This window comes from Streptomyces nigra, from assembly GCF_003074055.1.
In the GTDB taxonomy this organism is placed as follows: Bacteria; Actinomycetota; Actinomycetes; order Streptomycetales; family Streptomycetaceae; genus Streptomyces; species Streptomyces nigra.
The window spans coordinates 3,229,188-3,256,044 of the sequence record NZ_CP029043.1 but is presented as its reverse complement, the minus strand read 5'-3'; the positions used below and the strand labels follow the sequence as shown (position 1 = coordinate 3,256,044).

At 73.5% G+C, this 26,857-nt stretch carries 18 protein-coding genes and 1 pseudogene; 13 read left to right on the top strand and 6 right to left on the bottom strand.

Annotation, left to right across the window (positions count from 1 at the left end; all coding sequences use genetic code 11):
* Positions 1-6: 6 nt before the first annotated feature.
* Positions 7-1,164: a lipid-transfer protein gene (locus DC008_RS14855; RefSeq protein ID WP_108707400.1), complete on the bottom strand. Its 1,158-nt coding sequence runs from the start codon at positions 1,162-1,164 to the stop codon at positions 7-9.
* A gap of 107 nt (positions 1,165-1,271) precedes the next feature.
* On the opposite strand from DC008_RS14855, the gene DC008_RS14850 reads away from it, so the two are divergent.
* Complete coding sequence (locus tag DC008_RS14850; protein ID WP_108710703.1) at positions 1,272-2,837, top strand: FadD3 family acyl-CoA ligase; 1,566 nt, start codon at positions 1,272-1,274, stop codon at positions 2,835-2,837.
* Positions 2,838-3,328: 491 nt separating this feature from the next.
* On the opposite strand, the pseudogene afsR reads toward DC008_RS14850, so the two are convergent.
* Positions 3,329-6,292, bottom strand: a pseudogene (afsR, locus tag DC008_RS14840) (SARP-family global regulator AfsR); the annotation flags it as partial.
* A gap of 184 nt (positions 6,293-6,476) precedes the next feature.
* Here afsR and DC008_RS14835 point away from each other — a divergent pair.
* From DC008_RS14835 to DC008_RS14810, 6 genes are all read left to right on the top strand, one after another.
* Positions 6,477-7,721 carry an amidohydrolase family protein gene (locus tag DC008_RS14835; protein ID WP_208645872.1) on the top strand — a complete coding sequence of 415 codons (1,245 nt, stop codon included), beginning with the start codon at positions 6,477-6,479 and terminating at the stop codon, positions 7,719-7,721.
* Positions 7,722-7,726: 5 nt separating this feature from the next.
* On the top strand, positions 7,727-8,644 hold the full coding sequence (locus DC008_RS14830; protein ID WP_108710701.1) for a TIGR03619 family F420-dependent LLM class oxidoreductase: 918 nt from the start codon (positions 7,727-7,729) through the stop codon (positions 8,642-8,644).
* 11 nt (positions 8,645-8,655) lie between these two features.
* Positions 8,656-9,426 (top strand): SDR family NAD(P)-dependent oxidoreductase, encoded by a 771-nt coding sequence (locus DC008_RS14825; protein ID WP_108707398.1) that lies wholly within the window; start codon positions 8,656-8,658, stop codon positions 9,424-9,426.
* A 118-nt stretch (positions 9,427-9,544) separates the two neighbouring features.
* Positions 9,545-10,663: an LLM class flavin-dependent oxidoreductase gene (locus DC008_RS14820; protein ID WP_108707397.1), complete on the top strand. Its 1,119-nt coding sequence runs from the start codon at positions 9,545-9,547 to the stop codon at positions 10,661-10,663.
* Positions 10,664-10,760: 97 nt separating this feature from the next.
* On the top strand, positions 10,761-12,494 hold the full coding sequence (locus DC008_RS14815) for an N-acyl-D-amino-acid deacylase family protein (protein ID WP_108707396.1): 1,734 nt from the start codon (positions 10,761-10,763) through the stop codon (positions 12,492-12,494).
* Positions 12,491-13,936, top strand: coding sequence for an aldehyde dehydrogenase family protein (locus tag DC008_RS14810; protein WP_108707395.1), 1,446 nt, complete (start codon positions 12,491-12,493; stop codon positions 13,934-13,936). The genes DC008_RS14815 and DC008_RS14810 overlap by 4 nt, the downstream gene beginning before the upstream one ends.
* Before the next feature lie 18 nt (positions 13,937-13,954).
* Here the strand turns inward: DC008_RS14810 and DC008_RS14805 are convergent, their stop codons facing one another.
* Positions 13,955-14,350 carry a nitroreductase/quinone reductase family protein gene (locus DC008_RS14805; protein ID WP_108707394.1) on the bottom strand — a complete coding sequence of 132 codons (396 nt, stop codon included), beginning with the start codon at positions 14,348-14,350 and terminating at the stop codon, positions 13,955-13,957.
* A 105-nt stretch (positions 14,351-14,455) separates the two neighbouring features.
* Between DC008_RS14805 and DC008_RS14800 the strand changes: the two genes are divergently transcribed.
* Positions 14,456-15,271 carry an endonuclease/exonuclease/phosphatase family protein gene (locus DC008_RS14800; RefSeq protein ID WP_108710700.1) on the top strand — a complete coding sequence of 272 codons (816 nt, stop codon included), beginning with the start codon at positions 14,456-14,458 and terminating at the stop codon, positions 15,269-15,271.
* A gap of 6 nt (positions 15,272-15,277) precedes the next feature.
* Here the strand turns inward: DC008_RS14800 and DC008_RS35430 are convergent, their stop codons facing one another.
* Both DC008_RS35430 and DC008_RS14790 read right to left on the bottom strand, forming a co-directional pair.
* The gene (locus tag DC008_RS35430; RefSeq protein WP_164492309.1) at positions 15,278-15,436 is read right to left on the bottom strand and encodes a hypothetical protein; all 159 of its coding nucleotides are present in this window, start codon (positions 15,434-15,436) and stop codon (positions 15,278-15,280) included.
* 99 nt (positions 15,437-15,535) lie between these two features.
* A complete protein-coding gene (locus tag DC008_RS14790) occupies positions 15,536-17,050 on the bottom strand; it encodes a CehA/McbA family metallohydrolase (RefSeq protein ID WP_108707392.1) in 1,515 nt (504 codons plus the stop codon).
* A gap of 194 nt (positions 17,051-17,244) precedes the next feature.
* Between DC008_RS14790 and DC008_RS14785 the strand changes: the two genes are divergently transcribed.
* The 3 genes from DC008_RS14785 to DC008_RS14775 all read left to right on the top strand — a co-directional run bounded on the left by DC008_RS14785 (position 17,245) and on the right by DC008_RS14775 (position 21,464).
* Positions 17,245-18,096: an LLM class F420-dependent oxidoreductase gene (locus DC008_RS14785; protein WP_108707391.1), complete on the top strand. Its 852-nt coding sequence runs from the start codon at positions 17,245-17,247 to the stop codon at positions 18,094-18,096.
* A 94-nt stretch (positions 18,097-18,190) separates the two neighbouring features.
* Complete coding sequence (locus tag DC008_RS14780) at positions 18,191-20,776, top strand: bifunctional FO biosynthesis protein CofGH (RefSeq protein WP_108707390.1); 2,586 nt, start codon at positions 18,191-18,193, stop codon at positions 20,774-20,776.
* A gap of 136 nt (positions 20,777-20,912) precedes the next feature.
* On the top strand, positions 20,913-21,464 hold the full coding sequence (locus DC008_RS14775) for a hypothetical protein (protein ID WP_108710699.1): 552 nt from the start codon (positions 20,913-20,915) through the stop codon (positions 21,462-21,464).
* A 24-nt stretch (positions 21,465-21,488) separates the two neighbouring features.
* Here the strand turns inward: DC008_RS14775 and DC008_RS14770 are convergent, their stop codons facing one another.
* Positions 21,489-21,998: a DUF2165 domain-containing protein gene (locus tag DC008_RS14770; RefSeq protein ID WP_108710698.1), complete on the bottom strand. Its 510-nt coding sequence runs from the start codon at positions 21,996-21,998 to the stop codon at positions 21,489-21,491.
* Positions 21,999-22,093: 95 nt separating this feature from the next.
* On the opposite strand from DC008_RS14770, the gene DC008_RS14765 reads away from it, so the two are divergent.
* Both DC008_RS14765 and DC008_RS14760 read left to right on the top strand, forming a co-directional pair.
* Positions 22,094-25,504 carry an ATP-binding protein gene (locus tag DC008_RS14765; RefSeq protein WP_108707389.1) on the top strand — a complete coding sequence of 1,137 codons (3,411 nt, stop codon included), beginning with the start codon at positions 22,094-22,096 and terminating at the stop codon, positions 25,502-25,504.
* A gap of 164 nt (positions 25,505-25,668) precedes the next feature.
* Complete coding sequence (locus DC008_RS14760; RefSeq protein WP_108707388.1) at positions 25,669-26,784, top strand: ADP-ribosylglycohydrolase family protein; 1,116 nt, start codon at positions 25,669-25,671, stop codon at positions 26,782-26,784.
* The last annotated feature ends 73 nt before the right edge of the window (positions 26,785-26,857 follow it).

The window sequence follows — 26,857 nt, the reverse complement described above, 5'->3', positions numbered from 1 at the left end:
CGGCGGTCAACTCCTCAGAAGCAGCGCGGAGGTGGGGACGCCCTCGCCCGCGGTGACGAGGCAGGTGGCGGCGCCGGGGACCTGTGCGGTGCTGGTGCCGCGCAGCTGCTTGACGCCCTCGTTGATCAGGTTGAAGCCGTGGACGTACGCCTCGCTGAGGCCGCCGCCGCCCGTGTTGAGCGGGAGCCGTCCGCCGGTCTCCAGGGCGCCGCCCTCGGTGAACGCCCCGCCCTCGCCCCGCGCGCAGAACCCGTAGCCCTCCAGGGAGAGCGGGACGAGCGCGGTGAACGCGTCGTAGATCTGGGCGACGTCCACGTCCTGGGGGGTGAGGTCGGCGTGCTTCCACAGATGCCGGGCGGCCGTCCAGGCGGGGCCGGTGAGCGGGTCGTCGTTCCAGTAGTTGACCATGCCGTGGTGCTGGGCGGGCAGGCCCTGAGCGGCCGCGTGCACGTACACGGGGGTCCGCCGGCAGTCGCGGGCGCGCTCGCGGCCGACGATCACACAGGCGAGGGCGCCGTCGGTCTCCAGGCAGTTGTCGTACAGGCACAGGGGCTCGCTGATCCAGCGCGAGGTCATGTACATCTCGCGGGTCAGCGGGCGGTCGTACATGATCGCGGCCGGGTTCTGGTTGGCGCGGTTGCGGCAGGCGAGGGCGACGTTGAAGAGGTGGTCACGGGTGGCGCCGTACTCGTGCATGTAGCGGCGGGCGAGCATGGCGATCTCGTCGACCGGCCGCAGCAGGCCGTACGGCCGTGTCCACTGGGCCGGGGTGGGCAGCTGCGCGGTCGTGTTCCGCCACGGCCGGGGGCCGCTGCCGCGTTTGCGGGACCGCCAGGCGACGCCGACCGACGCCTGCCCGGTGGCGATGGCGGCGGCCAGATGCGCGACGGTCGCGCAGGAACCGCCGCCGCCGTAGCCGACCCTGCCGAAGTAGGTGAGGTCGCCGAGGCCGACGGCCTTCGCCAGCTCGACCTCGTCGGTGTCCTCCATCGTGTACGAGGCCAGCGCGTCGACCTCGCCGGGCGCGATCCCGGCGTCGTCGAGGGCGGCGAGCACGGCACGGCAGGCGAGGGTCCGCTCGTCGTCCGCGAGGTGCCGGGCGAAGGGGGTCTGCCCGATGCCGACGATCGCCGTGGCGTCCTTGAGGCCGGTGCCTGACGTCATGCCGTGCCCACCTCCGGGTGCCGGAACGGTTGCTGACAGTTCGTCAGATTACAGCTAATCTGACGGTCAGTCAGCTAGTGGTGCGGGAGGCCGTGGTGGACGGTGACGTGGAGTGGGGCAGCGTTCCGGAACTCGTACGGGCCGCGGCCGCCCGGTACGCGGACACCGAGGCCGTCGTCGAGGGCCGCACCCGGATCACCTACGCCGAGCTCGGCGCCCGGGTCGAGCGCGCTGCCGCCGCCTGCATCACCGCGGGCGTCCGGCCCGGCGACCGGGTCGCCCTGTGGGCCCCCAACTCGCCCGCCTGGATCGTGTCCGCGCTCGGCGCCGTCTCGGCGGGCGCGGTGCTGGTGCCGCTGAACACCCGATTCAAGGGCGCCGAGGCGGCCGACGTGCTGCGCCGAAGCGGCGCCCGGCTGCTGTTCGTCACGGGCACCTTCCTCGGCACCTCGTACGTGGCCTCGCTGCGCCGCGCGCTCGCCGGGGGGCCCGGGCTGCCCGCGCTGGAGCAGGTCGTCGTGCTCGCGGAGGACGCCCCCGCGGACTACCGCACCTGGAAGGACTTCCTCGCGGGCGGCGACACCGTGAGCGCGGCACGGGTGCGGGCGCGCGCGGCGGCCGTCGAGGGCTCCCGGCCCTCGGACATCGTGTTCACGTCCGGGACGACCGGCCGCCCCAAGGGCGTGGTGATCACCCACGCGCAGACGCTGCGGGCCTACGCGGTCTGGAGCGACCTGGCGGGCCTGCGGCACGGCGACCGCTACCTGATCGTCAACCCCTTCTTCCACACCTTCGGCTACAAGGCCGGGGTGATCGCCTGCCTGATGCGGGGAGCGACGATGATCCCGCAGCCGGTGTTCGACGTGGAGACGGCCCTCGCCAACATCGCGGCCGAACGCGTCTCGGTGCTGCCGGGGCCGCCCACCCTGCACCAGTCGCTGCTCGACCACCCGGCCCGCGACAGCCACGACCTGTCCGCGCTGCGCCTGGTGGTGACCGGCGCGGCGGTCGTCCCGCTGCGGCTGGTGGAACGGCTGCGCGGCGAACTGGGGGTGGAGACGGTCCTCACCGCCTACGGACTCTCCGAGGCCGGGGGTCTGGTCACGATGTGCCGGCGCGGCGACGACCCGGCGGTGATCGCGACGACGTCCGGCCGGGCGATCCCCGGCACCGAGGTCCGGGTGGAGGCCCCGCCCGGCGAGCCCGGCGAGGTCCTGGTGCGCGGCTTCAACGTGATGCGCGGCTACTACGAGGACGCGGCGGCGACGGCCGAGGTGCTGACCGCCGACGGCTGGCTGCGGACCGGGGACGTCGGCGTGCTCGACACGGCGGGCAATCTGCGGATCACCGACCGGCTGAAGGACATGTTCATCGTCGGCGGCTTCAACGCCTACCCGGCGGAGATCGAGCGGACCCTCGGGCTGCACCCGCAGGTGGCGGACGTCGCCGTGATCGGCGTCCCGGACGCGCGGCTCGGCGAGGTCGGCAAGGCGTTCGTGGTCCGCCGGCCGGGAGCCGTGCTCACCGGCGACGACCTCATCGCCTGGGCGCGGCGGGAGATGGCGAACTACAAGGTTCCGCGGCGGGTGGAGTTCGTGACGGGGCTGCCGCGGAACGCGAGCGGGAAGGTGGTCAAGGCGGCGCTGCGGGACGCGGACCCCGCGCCCGGCTGACGCCGACGACCGCGACGGCTCCCCCTCCGCACCGCCGCGGTCGTCTCCCCGTGCCGGATGGTCTGCGGGTCAGACCGGCTCGCCGGTGGCGTGGACGTTGTCCGTCGACGTGTCCGCCGTGTCGCCCTTCGGCTTGAGGGGCTCGCTCGTGGCGTGCACGTTCTTCGTGGTGATGGGCTCGGTGGTGGCGTGGACGTTGTCCGTCGTGTCGGCCGGCTCGCCGGTCGCGTGGACGTTGTCGGTGGTGTTCTCGTCGGACATCTCGGTATCTCCCCTGAAAAGAGACGGACTTCGTGCTGAAGGAGCAGGATCCGCCCGGCAGCTCCCCCGAGGGCTGCCGGGCGGGCCCTGCTGGGCCGGTTCACCCTAAGGTCCCGGCCCTCCGCCGTTCCGTCTGCCCCCCGACGCGACGGCCCGGCACACATCAGAGTGCCGGGCAGCGATAAACGAACGATGAACGCCCGGACGTCCGGGCGGAGCCGCCCGGGTCGGGCGGCCGCCGAGGGCGTCAGCAGGCTCCGCACCTCCAGGGCCTCGGGTGCGCCGAGCGCCTCGAACAGGGCGAGCGCCTCCCGCCAGCAGACCTGGGCGCGGCCGGGCTGCCCGATGCCCTCCAGGGCCCGCCCGAGCACGGTCAGGACGTTGCCGTGCCGCCACTCGCCGCCGATGCCCCGCAGCAGGGTCAGCGCGGTCTCCGCGTCGGCGGCGGCCTGCGCGTAGCGCCGCGCGGCGATGTCGGCCTCGGCGAGGCGGAACAGCGTCATGCCCTCCCACAGCCGCTGCCGGCTGTCCCGGAACACCCGCAGCGCCTGCCGCAGGCACTCGGTGGCCTCCGCGAGCTGCCCGCTCTGGGTGAGCGCCAGCCCCAGGGCGTAGCGGCCGTTGGCGCCCTTCAGGGCGTGCCCCATCGCGTCGTACATCTCCGTGCCCTGGCGGGCCAGTGCCACCGCGCTCGCGGTGCGGCCCGTCGCCAGGTGGATGCGCGACAGATTGCACAGGGCGCTCGCCTCGCCCGGACGGTCCCCGAGCGCGCGGAAGTTCTCGATGGTGGCGGTGAAGTGCGCCTCGCCCTCGTCGTGCCGGCTCTGGTAGAGCTCGACCACCCCGCTGATGTTCGACGCCCAGCAGCCGGTGAGCGGGTCGTCGGCCTGGCCGGCCAGCTCCGTCGCCCGCCGCGCCTCCTGCAGCGCCACGTCGAAGCGGCTGCCGGAGATGTGGTGCACGAAGGCCAGCGCGGTGAGCGCCCGGCCCTCCGAGCGCGGGTCGCCGGCGCGCTCGGCTACATCCCGCAGCAGCGTCGCGACCGTCTCGTACTCCTTGGAGTTGGCGCCGGACTCCGCCAGGTCCACCGCCGCCCACAGGATGTCCACGGCCCGGCGCAGCGTCCCCGGCCGCGCCGCCTGCCTGACCGCGGCCAGCAGGCACACGGCCTCGGAGTACAGCCAGTCCTGGGCGGCCCGCCGGCTGTCGAACGTCAGCCCCGGGTACGCGGTCCGCTCCAGGTGGTCCACCAGCCGGTCGCCGGGCCGCTCGATCAGATAGACCCCGGAGACCGTGGCCAGATAGAAGTCCAGCAGCCGCGACAGTGCCGCCTCCCGTTCCCCCGGCGGGTGCTCGTCGCGTTCCGCGCAGGAGCGGGCGTAGAGGCGGACCAGGTCGTGGAAGCGGTAGCGGCCCGGCGCCGCCGACTCCAGCAGGGACATGTCGACCAGCGGCTCCAGCAGGTCCTCGGCGTCCTCCACCGGAAGGTCCAGCACCGCCGCGGCCGCCGCCAGCGAGATGTCGGGGCCGTCCGCGAGGCCCAGCAGCCGGAACGCGCGCGCCTGCGCGGGCTCCAGCGCGCCGTACCCCAGCTCGAACGTCGCCTTCACCGCGAGGTCCCCGGCCTGCAGCTCGTCCAGCCGGCGCCGCTCGTCGGCGAGCTTCGCGGCGAGCGAGGACACCGTCCAGGTGCGCCGCGCCGCCAGCCGGGACGCCGCGATCCGGATGGCCAGCGGCAGGAAGCCGCACGCCGCGACCACGTCCAGCGCGGCCTCCCGCTCGGCCGCCACCCGCTCCTGGCCGACGATCTTCGTGAAGAGGGCCAGCGCCTCCTCCGGCGCCATCACGTCCAGGTCGACGAGGTGGGCGCCCGCGAGGTCCACCATGCGCACCCGGGACGTCACCAGCGCCGCGCACCCGTCCGTGCCCGGCAGCAGCGGCCGTACCTGGGCGGCGTCCCGCGCGTTGTCGAGCAGCACCAGGACCCGGCGGCCGTCCAGCACCGACCGGTACAGCGCCGCCCGCTCCTCCAGCGAGTCGGGGATCGCGGTGTCCGCGGTGCCGAGCGCCCGCAGGAAGGAGCCCAGCACGGTCTCCGGCTCGGCGGCGCGCGGACCGGCGCCCTGGAGATCGACGTAGAGCTGACCGTCGGGGAAGGCGGCCCGCGACTGATGGGCGACGTGCACCGCCAGCGTCGTCTTGCCCACCCCGCCGATACCGGCCAGCGCCGACACCGCCATCACCCGGCCCTCGGCCGAGGACAGCACCTCGCTCAGCTCGGACACGAACGCCGACCGGCCGGTGAAGTCCGGCACGGTGGCCGGGAGCTGGGCCGGGCGCACCGGCGCCGCCGCCGGTTCGGCCGCCGGGGACGACGGCTCGGCGAGCGCCGGGTCCGCCCGCAGGATGCGCTGCTGGAGCTCCTTCAGACCGGGCCGCGGGTCCACGCCCAGCTCGTCGGCGAGCAGCCGCCGGGTGTCGGCGTACACCGCGAGGGCCTCCGCCTGCCGGCCGCTGCGGTACAGCGCCAGCATCAGCAGCTCCCGCAGCCGCTCGCGCAGCGGATGCGCCGCGGTCAGCGCGGTCAGTTCGGAGACGGCCTCCGCGTGGCAGCCCTGCTCCAGGTCCATGTCGAGCCGCGCCTCGAGGAGCTGCAGCCGCCACTCCTCGAGCCGGACCCGCTGGGCCTCCGCGTACGGGCCGGGCACCCCGGCCAGCGCCTCGCCGTCCCACAGTGCCAGCGCCCGCCCCAGCAGCTCCCGCGCCCGGCACAGATCCCCGGCGGCCCGCGCCTTCTCGCCGTCGGCGGCGAGCTCCTGCGCCTGCGCCAGGTCCAGCGCGCCCTCGCCGAGCCCGCGGATCGCGTAGCCGCCGGACTCGCTGACCAGGACCTCGGCGCCCAGCGCCTTGCGCAGCCGCGACGCGTAGGTGCGGACCGCGGCGAGCGCCTGCGAGGGCGGTTCCTCGCCCCACAGGGCGTCGAGCAGCTCCGCCGCGGTCGCCGTGCGGCCCTCGCGCAGCAACAGGGCCGCCAGCAGGGCGCGCTGCTGTGGCGAGCCGGTGGGGAGGGGTTCCTCGCCGCGCCAGGCGCGCACCGGGCCGAGCACGCCGAAGCGCAGGGCCGTCACCGGCGCCGCCGCATCCGCCGAGGAGCCGGGACGCCTCTGCTCCGGCACTCGCGGTTCCCCGTCCATCGCCGTCTCCCTCAGACCGTTTACAACTCCGTCAGTTTGCCTTGTTCCGGCCGATGCGTCAGCCGTGGAGCGGGTGTTGGCGGCCGGGCGCGCGGGATGTCACACGGTCCACACGCACCCTTCGCACGGCCGACCCCGACCGGCGTAGCTGACGGGTCGTCAGATCGGCGCTACGGTGGCCGACATGGACACCGAGACGACGTTCCCGCCGATCATCTCCGTGGACGACCACACGGTCGAACCCCCCACCGTCTGGCAGGACCGGCTCCCGAAGAAGCACCGGGACACCGGCCCGCGCATCGTGCGCGCCCCGCTGAAGGACATGACCTTCCTGGGCGGCCGGTTCAAACCCGTCATGGGCCGCCCCGGCGACGACGGCCCCCTCGGCGACTGGTGGGTGTACGAGGACCTGCACCGCCCCCTCACCCGCCTCGACACGGCCGTCGGCTACGACCGCGACGAGATCAAGCTGGAGGTCATCACCTACGAGCAGATGCGCCCGGGCTCCTACGACGTCCCGGCCCGCCTGGCCGACATGGACGTCAACCACGTCCGGTCCGCGCTCTGTTTCCCGACCTTCCCGCGCTTCTGCGGCCAGACCTTCACCGAGGCCGCCGACCGCGCACTGGCCCTGCTGTGCGTACGGGCCTACAACGACTGGATGGTGGAGGAGTGGTGCGGCCCCGAGGCCCACGGGCGGCTCATCCCCCTGACCCTCATCCCGCTGTGGGACGCCGAACTGGCCGCCGCCGAGGTCCGCCGCAACGCCGCCCGGGGCGTCCGCGCCGTCGCCTTCTCCGAGATACCCCCGCACCTCGGCCTGCCCTCCGTGCACACCGACGACTGGGACCCCTTCCTCGCCGCCTGCGACGAGACCGGCACGGTCGTCGCCATGCACATCGGCTCCAGCAGCCGGATGCCCTCCACCTCCGCCGACGCCCCGCCCGCCGTCGGCTCCACCATCACCTTCGCCAACTGCTGCTTCTCGATGGTCGACTGGCTGATGAGCGGCAAGTTCGAGCGCTTCCCGAACCTCAGGGTGATGTACGCCGAGGGCCAGATCGGCTGGATCCCCTACATCCTGGAGCGCGCCGACGTGGTCTGGGAGGAGAACCGCGCCTGGGGCGGTGTCGCCGACAAGGTGCACCGCCCGCCGTCGGAACTCTTCGCCGAGCACGTGTACGGCTGCTTCTTCGACGACGCCTTCGGCCTGCGCAACCTCGACGCCATCGGCGTCGGCAACGTCCTCTACGAGACGGACTACCCGCACTCCGACTCCACCTGGCCGAAGTCCCGTGAGGTCGGCGAGGCGCAGATGGGGCACCTGGACGCCGAGGTCGTCGAGCGGATCGTCCGGGGCAACGCCATCGAGCTGCTCGGCCTGACCGGCGACGGGCTGTGGCCGGGGCCGGGCGGCGGTGCCCGGTGAGCGGCCTGCGCCACGGCATCCAGCTCCCCGTCCAGTCGCAGAGCGCGCTCTACGCGGAGCCCTGGGAGGCCGCCGCCGGACCGGACGACCTGGTCGCCGTCGCCCGCGCGGCCGACCGCGCCGGATTCGCGTACATCGCGAGCTGCGACCACGTCGGCGTCCCGCGCCGCCTCGCCGCCGCCATGAGCACCATCTGGTACGACCCGGTCGCCACCCTCGCCTTCCTCGCCGCCGTGACGGAGCGGACCCTGCTGCTCAGCCATGTCGCCGTCGTCGGACTGCGGCACCCCCTGCTGTCCGCCAAGCAGTACGCCACGCTCGACCACCTCAGCGGCGGCCGGCTGATCCTCGGCGTCGGAGCCGGGCATGTGCGCGAGGAGTTCGACGCGCTGGGCGTGGACTTCGCGCGCCGGGGCGCCGTCCTCGACGAGTCGATCGACGCCCTGCGCGCTGCGCTCGGGCCGGACGAGTTCCCCGAACACCACGGCAAGCAGTACGACTTCGCCGGACTCGGGCAGCGTCCGCGGCCCGCGCAGGAGCACGTCCCGGTGTGGGTGGGCGGGTCCTCGCCCGCCGCCGTGCGCAGGGCCGCGCTCAAGGGCGACGGCTGGCTGCCGCAGGGCGACCCGCGCGACCGGCTCCCCGCACAGATCGCCCGGATCCACCGGCTGAGGGAGGAGGCGGGCGTCGAGGGCCCCTTCACGGTGGGCGCCATCGCCGAGCCGCTGTACGTGGGCACGCCCGCCTGGGACGTCGGCCGCCGCACGCTGAGCGGGCCGCCACAGGCGCTCGCCGAGTCGCTGCGGGCCTACCGGGCGATGGGCGTGCACCAGGTCCAGGTGCGGCTGCGCAGCCGCGGCCGGGCCGAGCTGGAGGACCAGATCGCCGCCTTCGGGGCCGAGGTCGCCCCGTGTCTCGACTGAGGGGGAGCGCCATGGGCAGGCTGGACGGCCGGGTCGTGATCGTCACCGGCGCGGCGCGCGGCCAGGGCGAGCAGGAGGCACGGCTCTTCCGGGCCGAGGGCGCCGAGGTGCTCCTCGCCGATGTGCTGGACGACCGGGGGGAGGCGCTGGCGAAGGAGCTGGGCGCCCGCTACACGCACCTGGACGTCGGCGAGGAGGAGGACTGGCAGGCGGCGGTGGCGACCGCGAAGGCGGCGTACGGGCATGTCGACGGTCTGGTCAACAACGCCGGCATCCTGCGCTTCAACGCCCTCGTGGACACCCCGCTGGAGGAGTTCATGGAGGTCGTGCGGGTCAACCAGACCGGCTGCTTCCTGGGCGTGCGGACCGTGGCGCCCGAGCTGGCGGACGGCGGCACGATCGTGAACACCGCCTCCTACACGGGCCTGACCGGCATGGCGGGCGTGGGCGCCTACGCGGCCAGCAAGCACGCCGTCCTCGGCCTCACCCGGGTCGCCGCGCTGGAGCTGGCGCCCCGGGGCATCCGGGTGAACGCGATCTGCCCGGGTGCCGTCGACACCGCGATGGCGAACCCCGCCCGGCTGGACCCGGACGCCGACCCGGAGGCATCCGCCCGCGCGCTCGACGGCTTCTACCGGAAGCTGGTGCCGCTGGGCCGGATCGGGCGGCCCGAGGAGGTCGCGCGACTCGCGCTGTTCCTGACGTCGGAGGACTCCTCGTACATCACCGGGCAGCCCTTCGTGATCGACGGCGGCTGGCTGGCCGGGGTGAGCGTGATCTGACGGGTCATCATCTCTTGACGGTCCACGCGGGCGGTGCCACAGTCGGCCGCACAGCAATCTGACGGATCGTCAGATAGAAGCCAGGTCGTCAGATGAAACCAGGGGACGGTGAACCGCCTTGGAATTCGGGCTCTTCGTACAGGGATACGTCGGCAGGCGCGCCGAGACCGACCCGCTCGCCGAGCACAAGGCGCTCATGGAGGAGACCGAGTACGTCATCCAGGCGGACCGGTCCGGGTTCAAGTACGCCTGGGCCTCGGAGCACCACTTCCTGGAGGAGTACTCGCATCTGTCCGCCAACGACGTGTTCCTGGGCTACCTGGCGCACGCCACCGAGCGCATCCACCTCGGGTCGGGCATCTTCAACCCCCTGGCCCAGGTCAACCACCCGGTGAAGGTCGCCGAGAAGGTCGCCATGCTCGACCATCTCACCGGTAACCGCTTCGAGTTCGGCAGCGGACGCGGCGCCGGCTCGCACGAGATCCTGGGCTTCATACCGGGTGTGACCGACATGAACCACACCAAGGAGATCTGGGAGGAGACCATCGCGGAGTTCCCGAAGATGTGGCTCCAGGACGAGTACGCCGGCTTCCAGGGCAAGCACTGGTCCCTCCCGCCGCGCAAGATCCTGCCCAAGCCGTACGGGAGGTCGCACCCCGCGATGTGGTACGCCGCCGGGTCGCCGCCTTCGTACGCCATGGCCGCCCGCAAGGGGCTCGGGGTGCTCGGCTTCAGCGTGCAGAAGGTCTCCGACATGGAGTGGGTGCTCGAGCAGTACAAGAGCGCGATCGTGGACGCCGAGCCGATCGGGGACTTCGTCAACGACAACGTGATGGTGACGACCACCGCCATCTGCGCGCCCACGCACGAGGAGGCGGTGCGCGTCGCGGTCGACGGCGGGCTGCACTATCTGCCCTCCCTGGTCTTCCGGTACCACGACACCTTCCCGCGGCCCGAGGGTTTCCCCGAGTGGCCCGAGACGCTGCCGCCGTACACCGCCGAGTTCGTGGAGCTGCTCATCGAGGAGGAGCTGCTGATCTGCGGCGACCCGGACGAGGTGCTCACCCAGTGCAAGCGGTGGGAGCAGGCCGGGGCGGACCAGCTGAGCTTCGGGCTGCCGGTGGGGGTGCCCAAGGAGGAGACGTTGCGGACGATCCGGCTGATCGGGGAGCACGTGATTCCGAAGATCGATACGGATCCTGTGCACCGGACCACGCGGTTCCGGAGGGGTGCCTGATCGCCGTGGGCGGCCGCGGGTGCGTGGGGGGCGCTCGCGCAGTTCTCCGCGCCCCTTGACGGCACTGTCCGCACCCCCGACCCGAGGAGGAACCGGCATGCTCGATCACGTCATCAAAGGCGCCACCGTCGTCGACGGCACCGGCGCCCCCGCCCGCACGGCCGATGTCGGGGTGCGGGACGGCCGTATCGCCGTCGTCGCCCCCGGCATCACCGAACCGTCCCTGACCAGCGAGGACGCGACCGGACTCGTGCTCGCGCCCGGCTTCGTCGACCCGCACACCCACTACGACGCCCAGCTGTTCTGGGACCCGTACGCCACCCCGTCCCTGAACCACGGGGTGACCACGGTCGTCGGCGGGAACTGCGGCTTCACGCTCGCCCCGCTTCACCCGGACCGGCCCGGCGACGCCGACTACACACGCCGCATGATGTCCAAGGTCGAGGGCATGTCCCTGGTCGCCCTGGAGGAGGGCGCCCCCTGGAACTGGCACGGCTTCGGGGAGTACCTGGACGCGCTCGAAGGGCGTATCGCGGTCAACGCGGGCTTCATGGTGGGGCACTGCGCGCTGCGGCGGTACGTCATGGGGGAGGACGCCGTCGGTGGCCGGCCGAGCGGCGAGCAGCTCGACGCCATGCTGCGGCTGCTGCACGACGCCATGGACGCCGGCGCCTGGGGCCTGTCCACCACCCAGTCCTCCACCCACTCCGACGGCGACGGCCGCCCCGTCGCGTCCCGGCACGCGGAGCCCGCCGAACTGCTGGCGCTGTCCAAGGCCGTCGGCGAGCACGAGGGCACCCAGATCGAGGCGATCGTCGCCGGCTGCCTGGACCAGTTCAGCGACGCCGAGATCGACCTCCTCGTGGAGATGAGCGCGGCCGCCGGGCGCCCCCTGAACTGGAACGTGCTGACCGTCGACGCCGCCGTGCCCGAGCGGGTCCCCCGGCAGCTGCTGGCGAGCGAACGGGCCCGCAAGGCGGGTGGCCGGATCGTCGCCCTCACCATGCCGATCCTCACGCCCATGAACATGTCCCTGGGCACGTTCTGCGCGCTGAACCTGATCCCGGGCTGGGGCCCGATCCTGGGCCTGCCGGTCCCGGAGCGGATCGCGAAGCTCCGCGACCCGGACGTCCGCGCGGAGATGCTGCGCCGGGCCGCCTCCAAGGAGGCCGGTGTCTTCCGACGGCTCGCGGACTTCGGGCGGTACGTCATCGGCGACACCTACAGCGAGGCGAACCGCGGGCTGACGGGCCGCGTGGTGCGGGACATCGCGGCCGAGCGAGGCCAGGACCCGTTCGCCTGCCTGGTCGAGATCTGCGCCGACGACGGACTGCGCACGGTGCTCTGGCCGATGCCGCCCGACAACGACCCCGCCTCCTGGGCACTGCGGGCCCAGACCTGGCAGCACGAGGACGTCATGCTCGGCGGCTCGGACGCGGGCGCGCACCTGGACCGCATGTGCGGGGCGCCGTACACGACACGCTTCCTCGGTGACTGCCTGAGGGGCCGGAAACTGGTGCCGCTGGAGCAGGCGGTGCGGATGCTGACCGACGACCCGGCGCGGCTGTTCGGGCTGCGCGAAAGGGGACGCGTGCAGGAGGGGTTCCATGCCGACCTGGTCCTCCTCGACCCGGAACGCATCGCCGCCGGCACGGCCACCCTGGTGCACGACCTGCCGGGCGACAGCCCGCGCCTGGACTCCAAGGCGCTCGGCGTGCACGCCGTCTGGGTCAACGGCGTCGAGGCGATCCGGGATGACGTGGTGACCGGGGCGGTGCCGGGGCGGGTGCTGCGCTCCGGCCGCGACACCCGGACGGTGAGCACCCGGTGAACCAGCGCCTCTTCATCGGCGGCACCTGGACCGAGCCCGAGGGCGGCCACTACGAGGTCGTAGACCCGGCGACCGAGACGTCCGTCGGCGCGGCCCCCGAGGCCACGCGGGCCCAGGTGGCGGACGCCTGCTCGGCGGCCCGGGAGGCCTTCGGACCGTGGTCGCGCACGGCACCGGAGAAGCGGGCGGCCATCCTGGCCCGGGCCGCCGACCTGATCCGGGAACGTCTGGTCCCCTACGCCGAACTCGCCCGGGCGGAGACCGGCGCCACGACCGGCACCGCGCGGGCGATGCAGGTCGGCGTGGCGGCGGCCCGCTTCCGCCGGTACGCGCGCGTGGAACCGGCCGAGTGGCCGATCGCCCCCCAGATCAACGAGGCCGGCCCGATGGGGAAAGCCGGGGTGGTGGGCGCGCTGGCGATACGCCAGCCCGTCGGCGTGATCGCCTGCATCTCCTCCTACAACAACCCCTGGGCCAACGCAGCCGGAAAGATCGCGCCGGCCCTCGCGATGGGCAACACGGTGGTCGTGAAGCCGGCCCCGCAGGACCCCTTGTCCGTGTACCGCATGGCGGAGGTACTGGTGGAGGCCGGTCTGCCACCCGGCGTGCTGAACGTGGTGTCCGGCTCCTCGGTGGAGGTGGGGGAGGCCCTGGTCGCCTCCCCGGACGTCGACATGGTGAGCTTCACCGGCTCCACGGCGGTCGGGCAGCGTATCGCCGAGGTGTGCGGCCGGGACATGCGCCGCCAGTTGATGGAACTGGGCGGCAAGGGCGCGGCACTGGTCTTCGCCGACGCCGATCTGGACTCCACGGTGTCCGGCATCGGCACGACGTTCTCCTTCTACAGCGGCCAGATCTGCACGGCCCCGACCCGGGTACTGGCCCAACGCCCCGTCCACGACCGCCTGGTGGAACGGCTGGCGGCCTACGCGCGCCGCCTGAAGGTCGGCGACCCGCGCGAGCCGGACACGGTCGTCGGCCCGGTGATCTCCCGGGCACACCGGGACCGCGTGGAGTCGTACATCGAACTCGGCCGCAAGGAGGGCGCGGTGGTGGTGGCGGGCGGCGAACGCCCGCCCCTGGACCGGGGTTTCCACGTAGCCCCGACCCTTCTGGCCGACTGCACGAACGACATGCGGGTGGCCCGAGAGGAGATCTTCGGCCCGGTGGTCGTGGTCGTGCCCTTCGACGACGAGGAGGAGGGCATCGCCCTGGCCAACGACAGCGACTACGGCCTCATCGACTACGTCTGGTCGGCCGACGTGGCCCGCGCCTTCCGTGTGGCACGGCGGCTGCGGGCCGGCGGGGTCGGTGTGAACACCGTCGCCCGCAACATGGAGGCGCCGTTCGGAGGCTTCAAGAAGAGCGGCGTCGGCCGGGACGTCGGCTCGTACGCCTTGCACGCCTACAGCGAGGTCCAGGCGATCGTCTGGCCGGGGTGAGGCCCTGAGGCCCTGAGGTCAGCCGTCCAGGTCGACGCGGATCGACAGCAGGTCCGTGCCGAGGGCCCGTACGGCCGTGCTGTTGAAGCGGGGGAGCCGGCGCAGCCGGGCCACCGGGTCGTCGTCCGGCAGGAGATGAGCCGTGCCGGTGTGCCAGCGGCCCTTCAGGCGCACGCGCACCCGGGGGTCGGCCTTGATGTTGCGGATGTACTGGGACCGGTCGCCGAACTCCGACACCAGCCAGAACTCGTTCCCGACGCGGCGTCCGCCCACCGGTGTCCGCCGGGGCAGGCCGGAGACCCGGCCCGTGGTTTCCAGCAGCGTCTGGAAGGGCAAGCGGCGCAGTACCGGATTCCCCACATGGCGCTGGAAAGCGGTGGCCGCACGGAACCTGGCGTCGTCGAGGCGTGACATGAAGGGCTAGTCTCCTGGGTCCCTCGGGGAAGCCTGGGCACGTCCGGCGAAGTGTTGCCGGACCGTTGCCTCCATGTGCGCCAGGACGAGAGCGGGTGGCTGCCGATGCGGGTCGTGACGTGGAACCTGTGGTGGCGGTTCGGCCCCTGGCAGGACCGGCGCAAGGCCATCCTCGCCGCGCTGCGCGACCTGCGCCCGGACGTCGTCGGCCTTCAGGAGGTCTGGGCCGCCGACGGCGAGAACCAGGCCGAGTGGCTGGCCGGTGAGCTGGGCCTGCACTGGGCGTGGGCGCCCTCCCCGGCCCCGGAGCGCTGGCGGGCGCGGATCGGGGACCCCACGGCCGACATCGGCACCGCCGTCCTCAGCCGCTGGCCGGTCGTGGACCGGCACGTCCTGCGCCTGCCCGTGCCCGCCGACCTCGACGACGGACGCCTCGCCCTGCACGCCCGGCTGGCCACGCCCGAGTACGACATCCCGTTCTTCACCACCCATCTGACCTCCGCCCCGCACGCCTCGGCCGTCCGCGTCGAACAGGTCACCGCCCTGGCCCGGTTCGTCGCCGAGCACCGCGGCCGGACGCCCTTCCCGGCCGTCGTCACCGGCGACTTCAACGCCTTCCCCGACTCCGACGAGGTCCGCCTCTTCGGCGGTCTGCGCACCGCGCCGCCCGTCCCGGGTCAGGTCTTCCTCGACGCCTGGGAGTACGCCGACCCGGCCGCCCCCGCCCTCACCTGGGACCCCCGGAACCCCTACGCCGCGGCCACCCTGGAGCCGGGCGCCCGTATCGACTACATCCACGTCGGCCCCCCGGGCGAACGCGGACTCGGCCACGTCCGCTCGGTCCACCGCGCCTGCGACACCCCGATCGCCGGCATCTGGCCCTCCGACCACGCGGCGGTCACGGCGGACCTGGCCGACTGACGTCGCTCAGTCGCGGCGGATGAGTTCCGGGTCGACGCGCCGCCCCACCAGCGACAGGGTCTGGAGTTGCCCCTTCCACTCGAAGGCGCCATGGTTCTGACCGGCGGGCCACCACTTGTACTGCCCGTGGTGGAACCTGGCACCGTCGGTCGACAGCGTCGGCATGGTGTGCCACGAAGCGGCGAACGCCGTGCCGGCACCCATGGCGAACAGGCCGGCCCCGGATGTCCCTGGCTTGGCTTGATCTTGATGCCGGGGAATTCGTCAACGTCCCAGAAAAATCGGGTTCGTGAACGCCGCCAGAGCCCCCGGCAGCGGCCCCGCCGCGGTCTCATGGCGGAGTTCCGCCCGGACGTAGGCCGCGTTGGCCGGGGTGGTGCGCCATTCGGCCGTGCCGGTGCCCGAGACCGGGAGGGGGTCGGTGGTGAAGAGGACGCCCTGGTCGGTGACGAAGCGGATCGTGCAGCGGGGGGCGCCCTTCGCCTGCAGGCGGACCGTCACGGGGGTGTCGGGGTCCACCTCCAGGCGTTCGCCGATGCCCGCGTGCCGGGCACGGCCGCCGGAGGCGCCGAAGGTCAGGGAGACGTTCTTCGACTCGGCGACATAGGAGCGGCCCGCGCGCAGGCCCTCCTGGATGGCGGTGCGGGTCAGGTCGTCGGCGAGGACGACCGTCTGCGGGCCGCCGACCGGGTCGGGGTCGCGGTGCGCGTCGCTGTTGCCCATCGCCGGGATCCAGGAGCGCGACCCGGAACGCGCCGACGCCACCAGCGTGCTGTCCCAGTCCGCCAGGGCCACCTCGTCGTCCGGGGTGTACGGGCCGTTCCACACCTCGATCACGTCGGCCTCGCCGAAGCCGAACTTCCAGTTGCAGCCGACGCAGGTGGCGTGCGGGTGGGCGGGCACGACGAGGCCGCCCGCCTCCCGGATCCGCCGGGCGAAGCGGCCGAAGCGGTTGTCCCGAGCGCGGTAGCGCCAGTCGACGAAAGTGCCGGGGTCGGTGCCGAGCGCCACCACGTGCCCGTTGCGGGTCGTCACCTCCTCGCCCAGCATGATCAGCAGGTCGTCCCCCGCCGCCTCGGCCCAGTGCGGATGCGAGGTGTGCGTGTTGTGGTCGGAGGAGTTGATGAAGTCCAGGCCCGCCGCCCGCGCCAGCGCCGCGATCTCGGCGGGGGTGCGGCGGCCGTCGGAGTGCCAGGAGTGCAGATGGCAGTCGCCCCGGTACCAGGCGCGGCCCCGCCCCTCGGCCCGCTCCGACGGGTACACCGGCCGGACGGCTTCGCCGGGCTCGCCGTACGTGAGCGTGATCGTCAGTTCGTACGGCAGGCCCTGCGGGGCCACCGTGTACGGCCCGAGGGCGATGTGCCAGGTGCCCGCGCGGACCGGCCCGGGGACATAGCCCGGCGTGGCCTCGTCCGTCCGGATGAAGAACTCCGTGCGCGCCCCGCCCGACCAGCCGCGGAAGCCGCGCCCGCCGAGGTCGGTGCCCCGTTCGTCGAAGATGCCGATGTCGAGGGCGTTGCCCGGGGTCCCGGCCGGGACGGACGGCTTCTCGTAGGTGTAGGAGACCTTGATCTCCCGTACTCCGGGCGGGACTTCGACGGGTACGTACACATAGTCGGGGGAACCGGGTGGCAGGGTGCCCCGCACGGTGCGGGTCTGCGTGCCCCGGTGGTCGTCGGCTCCTGACGCGAAGGTCACGCTTCCCAACGTAAGCGCGGCGGCGGCGCCCGTCACGAAGAGCGCGCGGCGGCCCAGGCCCGCGTGGTCGTCCTCGCACATGCTGATGCTCCCGGATCGTCGTGAGTGCCATGGCGTGCGTGGTGCGGGGGTGGTGCGTGCAGCCCTTGTATTCAGCCGTGAACTCCGGTGCGGGGGAAGGGGATCGGCGGACAATCACGCGGTGCGCGCAGCGTCCGAAATGTGCCGACCAGTCGGTATGGACATCGTGGCCCGCCGGGGGTACAGATGCAGGCATGCGCATCTCCGCCACGATCTTCCTCACCGACGAGACGATCACCCCGACCCGGCTGGCCCGTGAGCTGGAGCAGCGGGGATTCGCCGGGCTGTATCTGCCCGAGCACACCCACATCCCCGTCGAGCGGACCACGCCGTACCCGGCCGGCGGCGATCTGCCGCCCGAGTACGGCCGCACCCTCGACCCCTTCGTCGCCCTCGGCCAGGCCGCCGCCGTCACCGAGCGGCTCGGCCTCGGCACCGGCATCACCCTGGTCGCCCAGCACGACCCCATCGACCTGGCCAAGCAGATCGCCACCCTGGACCATCTCTCCGGCGGCCGTTTCACCCTCGGCCTCGGCTTCGGCTGGAACGTGGAGGAGGCCGCCGACCACGGCGTCGACTGGTCCACGCGCCGCGCCCTCGTCCGCGACCGGATGGCCCTGATGCGGGCCCTGTGGGCCGACGAACCCACCGCCTACGAAGGTGACTTCGGGTCCGTCCGGGCCAGCTTCGCCCACCCCAAGCCCGTGCAGAAACCGCGCGGCCCGCGCCTCAACGGCCCGCGCACTCTCATCGGCGGCGCCGCGGGGCCGAAACTGTTCGACCACATCAGCGAATACGCCGACGGATGGCTGCCGATCGGCGGGCGCGGGCTGTCCGAGAGCCTGCCCCGACTGCGGTCCGTCTGGGCCGACGCCGGACGCGACCCGGACGCCCTCCAGGTCGTGCCGTACGCCGTCTTCCCCACCCCCGGCAAGCTCGCCCACTACGCCGAGCTCGGCATCGAGGAGGTCGTCGTGCAACTGCCGCCGGGCGGCGAGGACGAGGTGCTGCGCGCTCTGGACGGCTACGCGGACTTCGTCGCCTGACCGCCACCGGCGGACGAGGTACTGCGCCCTGACGGTTACGCGGCGTTCGTCGCCTGACGGCCACCGCTGATCAGCCCGCTCGTATGCTCGAAGGATGACGACTCCCGCGACCCCCGGAACCGGCCCGACCGAGAACTCCATGCGTCGCGCCCTCAAACGCGCCCGGGACGGCGTCGCCCTCGACGTGTCCGAGGCGGCCGTGCTGCTCCAGGCCCGCGGCGAGGCCCTCGACGACCTCGCCGCGTCCGCCGCCCGGGTCCGGGACGCGGGCCTCGCGGCCGCCGGCCGGCCCGGGGTCATCACCTACTCCAAGAGCGTCTTCATCCCCCTCACCCGCCTGTGCCGGGACCGCTGCCACTACTGCACCTTCGTCACCGTCCCCGGCAAGCTGCGCCGGGACGGCCACGGGATGTTCATGTCCCCGGACGAGGTGCTGGACATCGCCCGCAAGGGCGCGGCCCTCGGCTGCAAGGAAGCCCTCATCACCCTCGGCGACAAGCCCGAGGACCGCTGGCCCGAGGCCCGCGAGTGGCTCGACGCGCACGGCTACGACGACACGATCGCCTACGTCCGCGCCATCTCCATCCGCATCCTGGAGGAGACGGGCCTGCTGCCCCACCTCAACCCGGGCGTCCTGACCTGGACCGACTTCCAGCGCCTCAAGCCCGTCGCGCCCTCCATGGGCATGATGCTGGAGACGACCGCGACCCGACTGTGGTCCGAGCCCGGCGGCCCGCACCACGGCTCCCCGGACAAGGAGCCCGCCGTCCGGCTGCGGGTCCTGGAGGACGCCGGCCGGTCCTCCGTGCCGTTCACCTCCGGCATCCTCCTCGGTATCGGCGAGACCTACGAGGAGCGCGCCGAGTCCCTGTTCGCGCTGCGCAAGATCGCCCGCGCCCACCACGGCGTCCAGGAGCTGATCATCCAGAACTTCCGCGCCAAGCCGGACACCGCGATGCGCGCCATGCCCGACGCGGAACTGGACGACCTCGTCGCGGCGGTCGCCGTGGCCCGCCTCATCATGGGCCCGGCCGGCAACATCCAGGCCCCGCCCAACCTCGTCGACCACGAGTACGCCCGGCTGATCGCGGCCGGCATCGACGACTGGGGCGGTGTCTCCCCGCTCACCATCGACCACGTCAACCCCGAGCGCCCCTGGCCGCGTATCGAGGAACTGGCCCGACGCTCCGCCGACGCCGGATTCGAGCTGCGCGAACGGCTCTGCGTGTACCCGGAGTTCGTGACACGTGGCGAGCCCTGGCTGGACCCCCGGCTGCTGCCGCACGTCCGCGCGCTCGCCGACCCGGAGACGGGCCTCGCCCGGCCGGACGCCGTGGTCGAGGGCCACCCGTGGCAGGAGCCCGACGAGGCGTTCGTCTCCTCCGGCCGCACCGACCTGCACGCCACCATCGACACCGAGGGCCGAACGTCCGACCGCCGCGACGACTTCGACGAGGTGTACGGCGACTGGGGCGCCCTGCGGGAGGCCGCAGCGCCCGGCATGGCCCCCGAGCGCATCGACACCGACGTCCGCCAGGCGCTCCGGGTCGCCGCCGACGACCCGACCCGGCTCACCGACGACGAGGCGCTCGCCCTGCTGCACGCCGACGGGCCCGCCCTGGACGCGCTCTGCCGCGTCGCCGACGACGTCCGGAAAACGGCGGTCGGCGACGACGTGACGTACATCGTCACCCGGAACATCAACTTCACGAACGTCTGCTACACCGGCTGCCGCTTCTGCGCGTTCGCCCAGCGCCGCACCGACGCCGACGCCTACACGCTCTCCCTGGACCAGGTCGCCGACCGTGCCCAGCAGGCGTGGGACGTCGGCGCGGTGGAGGTCTGCATGCAGGGCGGCATCCACCCCGACCTGCCCGGCACGGCGTACTTCGACATCGCGCGGGCGGTGAAGGAACGCGTCCCCGGCATGCACGTGCACGCCTTCTCCCCGATGGAGGTCGTCAACGGCGCCACCCGCACCGGCCTGTCCGTCCGCGAGTGGCTGACGGCGGCCAAGGAGGCCGGCCTGGACTCCATCCCGGGCACGGCGGCGGAGATCCTGGACGACGAGGTCCGCTGGGTCCTCACCAAGGGCAAGCTGCCGGCCGCGACCTGGATCGAGGTCGTCACCACCGCCCACGAACTGGGCCTCCGCTCCTCCTCGACGATGATGTACGGCCATGTCGACCAGCCCCGCCACTGGCTCGGGCATCTGCGCACCCTGGCCGGCATCCAGCAGCGCACGGGCGGCTTCACCGAGTTCGTGACCCTCCCGTTCATCCACACCAACGCCCCGGTCTATCTCGCGGGCATCGCCCGCCCCGGCCCGACGGTCCGCGACAACCGCGCCGTCACGGCCATGGCCCGGCTCCTCCTCCACCCCCACATCCCCAACATCCAGACGAGCTGGGTCAAACTGGGCACCGAGGGGGCGGCGGAGATGCTCCGCTCCGGCGCCAACGACCTGGGCGGCACGCTGATGGAGGAGACGATCTCGCGGATGGCGGGGTCGTCGTACGGCTCCTACAAGTCCGTACGGGATCTGGTGGCGGTCGCCGAGGCGGCCGGGCGGCCGGCGAAGCCGCGCACCACCCTGTACGGCGAGGTGCCCGAGGAGCGGCAGCGGGCGGCGGCCGCCTCCGACGGGCACCTGCCCGAGCTGCTGCCCGTCCTGGACTGACGGGGAGCCCCCGGCGAGGGTCGGTACGATGATCCGACCCTCGCTGGTGGACTCGCCGGCGTTCCGTAGCCGTCGGCGCGTTCCGTGGCCGCCGACGGCCGTCCATAGCTTTCCGTAGCCGAGGAGATGCGTGCCCGTGCCTGCTACCAGGGTCTGGGTGACCGGTCTGACGGTGGGCGCCATAGCCGCCGTCGCCGTCCTCGCCGTGCAGGCCGACCAGGGCCCGCACCCGACGGCGGGGAAGGCCCGGCCGCACGCGTCGGCGTCCCCGCAGGCGAGCCCCGCGCCGTCGAGGACGCCCCGGCCCGCCGAGGTGCCCGCCGACTCCGGCACCGGCCGCCGGATCGTCTACGACCTCGGTGACAAGCGGGTCTGGCTGGTCGACGCGAGCGACGCCGCCCGGCGGACCTTCACCGTCTGGCCCGGCACGGTCAGCCCGGACCCCGGCCGCTACACGGTGTCGTCCCGGACGATGGCCACCCAGGGCTCCGACGGTGTGCAGATCCAGAACATCGTGTACTTCGCCGCCAAGTCCGGCATCTCCATCGCGTTCTCCAACGCCGTGGACGGCTCCTCGCCCCCGCCCGCCGACGGCAAGCGGACCGGCGGGGTGCGGATGCGCGCGGCGGACGGGGCGGCGCTGTGGAAGTTCGGCGAGACCGGGACGCCGGTGGTCGTGGTCGACTGACCGGCGCCCCGTCCCCCAGGTGCGTCAGGCCTCCGTGCTCCCGCCCTGCCCGGCCGGCAGGTGGTTCACGATCAGCACCACGCCGCTCAGCAGGAAGACCCGGGTCGCTGCGTCGAGTCCGTTCCAGTCCGAGGACTGCCACATCGCGAACCACTCACCGCCGATCGCGATGAACCCGGCGCCGAACAGCAGCATCAGCATCAGCAGCCCGTACGTGGAGAAGCGACGGGCCCGGGCGTCGTCGCGCCGCGCCCACAGCCAGGTGCCGTATATGAGGACGAGCGCGGCGACGGTCTCCCAGACGATGATCGCGACATAGGCGGCGTCCTGAAGTCCCTTGCCGGTGACGGCCCGCCACATCAGGTCCTCGTCCTTGAACGTCGTGTCCATCGCGAGGACGTGCCGCACGAACTGCTGGTTCGTACCGAAGTCCGTGATGTTCCCGAAGACGACGAGCGCGATGTAGAGCGCCACGGTCCCGGTCAGGAGCGTGGCGGCGAGACGCAGAGCGGTACGTGGGGGTGTGGTCGACATGGAGGTCATCTTCCCCGCGTCGCGCGGTTGTTCGGGCGTCATTGCGCCACAATGAGCGGGACGGACTTCGGGGCGGTCGGACGAGGGGACGTACGGTGGCGCAGGCGCAGCCGTCGATGCAGGAGCTGATCGCCCGGCGCAAGCGCGCGGGATTCGTGGGCCGGCGTGCCGAGATCGACCGCTTCCGGGCCAACTTCGATCTGCCGCCGGACGACGAGCGGCACAGCTTCGTCTTCCACCTCCACGGTGTGGCGGGCGTCGGGAAGTCCTCCCTGCTGCGCGAGTTGGAGAGCGTCGCGGCCGAGCGCGGCGCGGTCACCGCGACGACCGACGAGACGGTGAGCGGCGTCCCCGGCACGATGGCCGCGATCAGCGCGCAGTTCGCCCGGCAGGGCATCGAACTCAAGGCGCTGGACAAGGCGTTGGCGGCCTACCGGCAGCGCCGGCACGAGGCGGAGACGGCGTCGGCCGTACCGGACCCGGGCCCCGGCACGGCGGCACCGGCCGCGTCGGCGACGAGCACGGCGGTGGCCCGGGCGGGACTGATCGGACTGGGCATGGTGCCGGCGGTCGGCGCGTTCGCCGGGGCGATCGACGCGGCCCAGGTGGCCCAGAGCACCGATCGCGCCCGGGCGGCGCTCGGCGCCCGGTTCCGCAACCACGACGACGTACGCCTCGTCCTGGAGCCGCTGGAGGTCCTGACCCCTGTCTTCCTGCGGGAGCTGAACGAGGTCGCCGGGCGGCATCCCTGGATCGCCCTGTTCTTCGACACCTACGAGCAGAGCTCGCCGTTCCTCGACCCGTGGCTGCTCGACCTGGTCACCACGGACCGCTACGGACGGCTCCCCGCGAACCTGGTCGTCACCCTGGCGGGTCAGTACGGACCCGACCCGGCCCGCTGGGGCGACTACGCGGGCTTCGTCACCGAGTTCGCCGTGGAGCCCTTCACCGAGTCGGAGGCCCGTCAGCTCCTCGCGGCCAAGGGGGTCGTCGACGAGGGTGCCGTGAACGAGGTGCTGCGGCTTTCCGACCGGCTGCCGGTGCTGGTGTCCACGCTCGCCGGGCACCCGGCCGGCGGCCCCGGCCCGGCGGGCGACCCGGCCGCCACGGCCGTCGACCGCTTCCTCCGCTGGGAAGAGGACCCCGGCCACCGGGCCACGGCCCTGGCCTGCTCGTTCCCCCGGCACCTCGACGAGGACGTGTTCGGTGTCGTCGCCGGCGGTGAGGCGACCGGCTCGTACGGCTGGCTGAGCGGGCTGCCCTTCGTGAGCGCCCGGGACGGCCGGGTGCGTTACCACGACGTGGTGCGCTCGGCGATGCTCAGGCAGCAGCGGACCCGCTCGCCCCGACGCTGGGCCGACCGCCACACCGCGCTCGCCGAGACCTACGGCGCCTGGCGGACGGAGGCCGGGGAAGGACTCCCCGCCGACGAGCTGTGGGCCGACCCCACCTGGCGCGAGCTGCGCCTGGAAGAGACGTACCACTCGCTGTGCGCCCGCCCCCGGACGGCCCTCGGGCCGGCGCTCGCCGACGCCGTCCACGCCTGCCGGGTGGACGAGCCGGCCGCGAGGGGCTGCGCCCAGGTGCTGTACGAGGCGGGGGAGCACGCCGACGCGGACCAGGTGCGCGGCTGGGGGCGCGAACTGCTGGACGCGCTCGCGGCGGAGCCGGGCGCGGTCCTGCCGGCGCTGGGCCTGCTCCTGGACCGTGCCGCCCTGGACGACCGGACGCGCGCCGAGGCGCACAGCGTCCGCGGGCGGGAGTACCGCAGGGCGGACGAGCTCGACCGGGCGCTCGCGGAGTGCGACCGGGCCGTGGCCCTGGACCCGGAGTCCGCGATGGCCCACTACGGCCGGGGTCTCACATACGCGCGGAAGGGCGACCACCTCGCGGCCCTCGCCGACCTGGACCGCGCCGACGCACTGCGTCCCGGCACCGCGTGGATTTTCGCGGAGCGCGCCGAGTGCCTGCAGGCCCTCGGCCGGCACGAGGAGGCGGTCGCCGCCTTCGACCGGGCCCTCGCCCTCGACCCGGCCGACGAGTTCGTCCACGCGAACCGCGGCTACAGCAGGCAGGCGCTCGGCGACCACGACGGCGCGCTGAGCGACTTCGACCGGGCGCTGGAGACCGACCCGGAGTATCTGTGGGCCCTCGTCCACCGGGCGGAGGCCCACCGGGCGCTCGGCAGCCTCGACGCCTCGTTCGCCGACCTGGACACCGCGGTGGCCCTCGCACCGGACAACGCCTGGCTCGCGTCGGAACGCGGCGACGCCTACCGCCTGGTGGGCCGCTACGAGGACGCGGTGGCGGAACTCGGCCGGGCCTGCGAGCTGGACCCCGACTACGCGTCCGTGCACGCCGGCCTCGGCTTCTCGCTCGCCCGTCTGGGCTGCGCCGCCGAGGCCCGGACCGCGTACGACCGGGCGATCGAGCTGTCGCCCGACTACACCTGGGCCCTGGTGCAGCGTGCGCACCTGCGTGCCGAGCTCGGCGACGAGGAGGGGAGGTTCGCCGACCTGGACCGTGCCGTGGCCGCCGACGGCTCGTCCTGGTGGGCGCGCACCATGCGGGGCGTCGCCCACAGCGACGCCGGCCGCCACGAGGCCGCGCTGGCCGACTTCGACGCCGCACTGGAGACGGACCCGGACCGCGCCGACGTGCTGTTCGTGAAGACGAGAGCCCTGTGGGAGCTGCGCAGGCACGAGGAGTCCCTGCCTCTCCTCGACCGGGTCGTGCGGAACGACCCCGGCAACGCCGAGGCGCTGTACTTCAGGGGCACCCTGCACCGCCTCCGCGGTCGCCGTGCCGAGGCCGTGCGGGACTTCGACCGTGCGCTCGCCGTCCGCCCGGACGACGCCTTCCTGTACGAGGTCCGGGCGGGGGCGCTGATCAGTGCCGGCCGGCTGTCCGAGGCGCTGGCCGACTGCGAGGAGTGCCTCGCCCGCGACCACGAGACCGCGTGGGCCCGCGCGCGGACGGTGGACATCCTGCTGTGGCAGGAGCGGTACGACGAGGCGCTCGGCGTACTCGACACGCTGCGTCCGGCGGCACCGGACGAGGACGACTTCGGCGTCATGGTCCAGTGCTGGTACGCCGACCTCATGACCGGCTGCCGGGAACGCGCCCTGGCCACCGCCGAGTGGCTGCGCGCCCACGACGACCACGGGATCGTGATGCTCGCGCTGACCGTCGGCGCCCACGACGGGCTGGCCGTGGCCGAGACCCTGTGGCAGGAGGCGCGGCACCGCATGGAGACGGAGCAGGACGACACACCGCATGTGGGGCTCCTGCTGACCGCGTGCGCCCTGGGGCAGTGGCAGCACGCCGACACGGTGCTCGCCGGTCTCCTCGCGGAGGACGACTGGGAGGAGCTCGCCGACGTGGTCACCTACCTCGCCCTCCTGGCGCGCACCCGGGGTGTCGACCGCGCGTGCCTGGGCCCCCGGCTGACCCGGGCCACCGAGAGCCGGAACGCCCTCCGGGACCGCCACGCGGCCCCGGTGTGACCCCCGCCCGGCACCGGGCGATACCGGGCCGGGCCCCTCTGACCCGGGACGACTCCGGCTGATCCGGGCACCTGCCGCATACCGTTCCACCCTCCCGACCCCCCGTCCCCGGTCGATTACAGTGACGAACTGTCGTACGAGCGGTCGGTCACGGGGAGGTCTTGGTGGGTGCGACTGTCGGACCCGTCTGGGGCCGTACCGAGCAGCAGGACTACCGCAGCCGGGTGCGCGGAACACTGCTCGGCGTGGCCGTCGGGGACGCTCTCGGGGCCCCCGTCGACGGGCTGGGGCTGGCCGAGATCCAGGAGCAGCACGGCGCCGAGGGCCTGCTCGACCTGGCGTTCGGCTACGGCCGCCGGGGTGCCGTGACCCATCTCACCCAGCTCACCCTCTTCTCCGTGGACGGGTTGATACGGGCCCAGGTCCGCCGGGACACCGGCGCCTGGCATCCACCGACCGATCTGCACCGGGCCTATCTGCGCTGGGCCGCCACCCAGCGCGACTGGGGCCCCGACGAGCGCCGCAAGGACGACGGCTGGCTCGCCCGCGAGGAGTGGCTGTACGCCCGCCGCGACGCGACCCGCTCCCTCCTGCTCGGCCTCGGCGACCCGGCCATGGGCACCCTGGAGGCGCCGAAGAACTCCGCAGAGCTCGGCCCCGAGGCGGCGGCGCGCTCCGCGCCGTTCGGGCTGCTCGTCGGCTGGGAGCCGCAGCTCGTCGTGCAGCTCGCCGTCGAGTGCGCGACGCAGACCCACGGCCACCCCGTCGCCTACCTGTCGGCGGGCGCGTACGCCGTGATCGTGCACGGCCTGGCCTGCGGGGAGAGCCTGGACGGTGCCGTGCAGCGGGCCCTCGCGCTGCTCGCCGTGCGCCCCGGGCACGAACCGGTGTCGGACGCGCTGCAGCACGCGCTGGGCGCGGTGCGCCAGGGCATGCCGACGCCCGCCCGCGTCGGGGAGCTGGCCGCCGACGGCTCGGCGGACGGCCTGCTCGCGGCCGCCGTGTACTGCGCCCTGGTCGGCGAGGACGTCCGGCAGGGACTGTGCCTGGCGGTGAACCAGGACGGCCCGTCCGCCGCCACGGCCGCCCTCACCGGCGGTCTGCTCGGTGCCCTGCACGGTGAGACGGCCCTGCCGCCGGCCTGGCTGGCCGAGCTGGAGGGCCGTCCCACGATCCTGGAACTCGCCGACGACTTCGCGATGGAGATGACGCAGGGCCCGGCCCTGCACGGGCCGGGCGCCTCCGCCCCGGGCTGGCTGGCGCGCTACCCGCGCGCCTGAGCCCGCCGCACGTCGCCCCACGCTTCCGCGCCGGCTCCCGCGCCCACTCCTTGGCCGCCCACTCCTTGGCCGC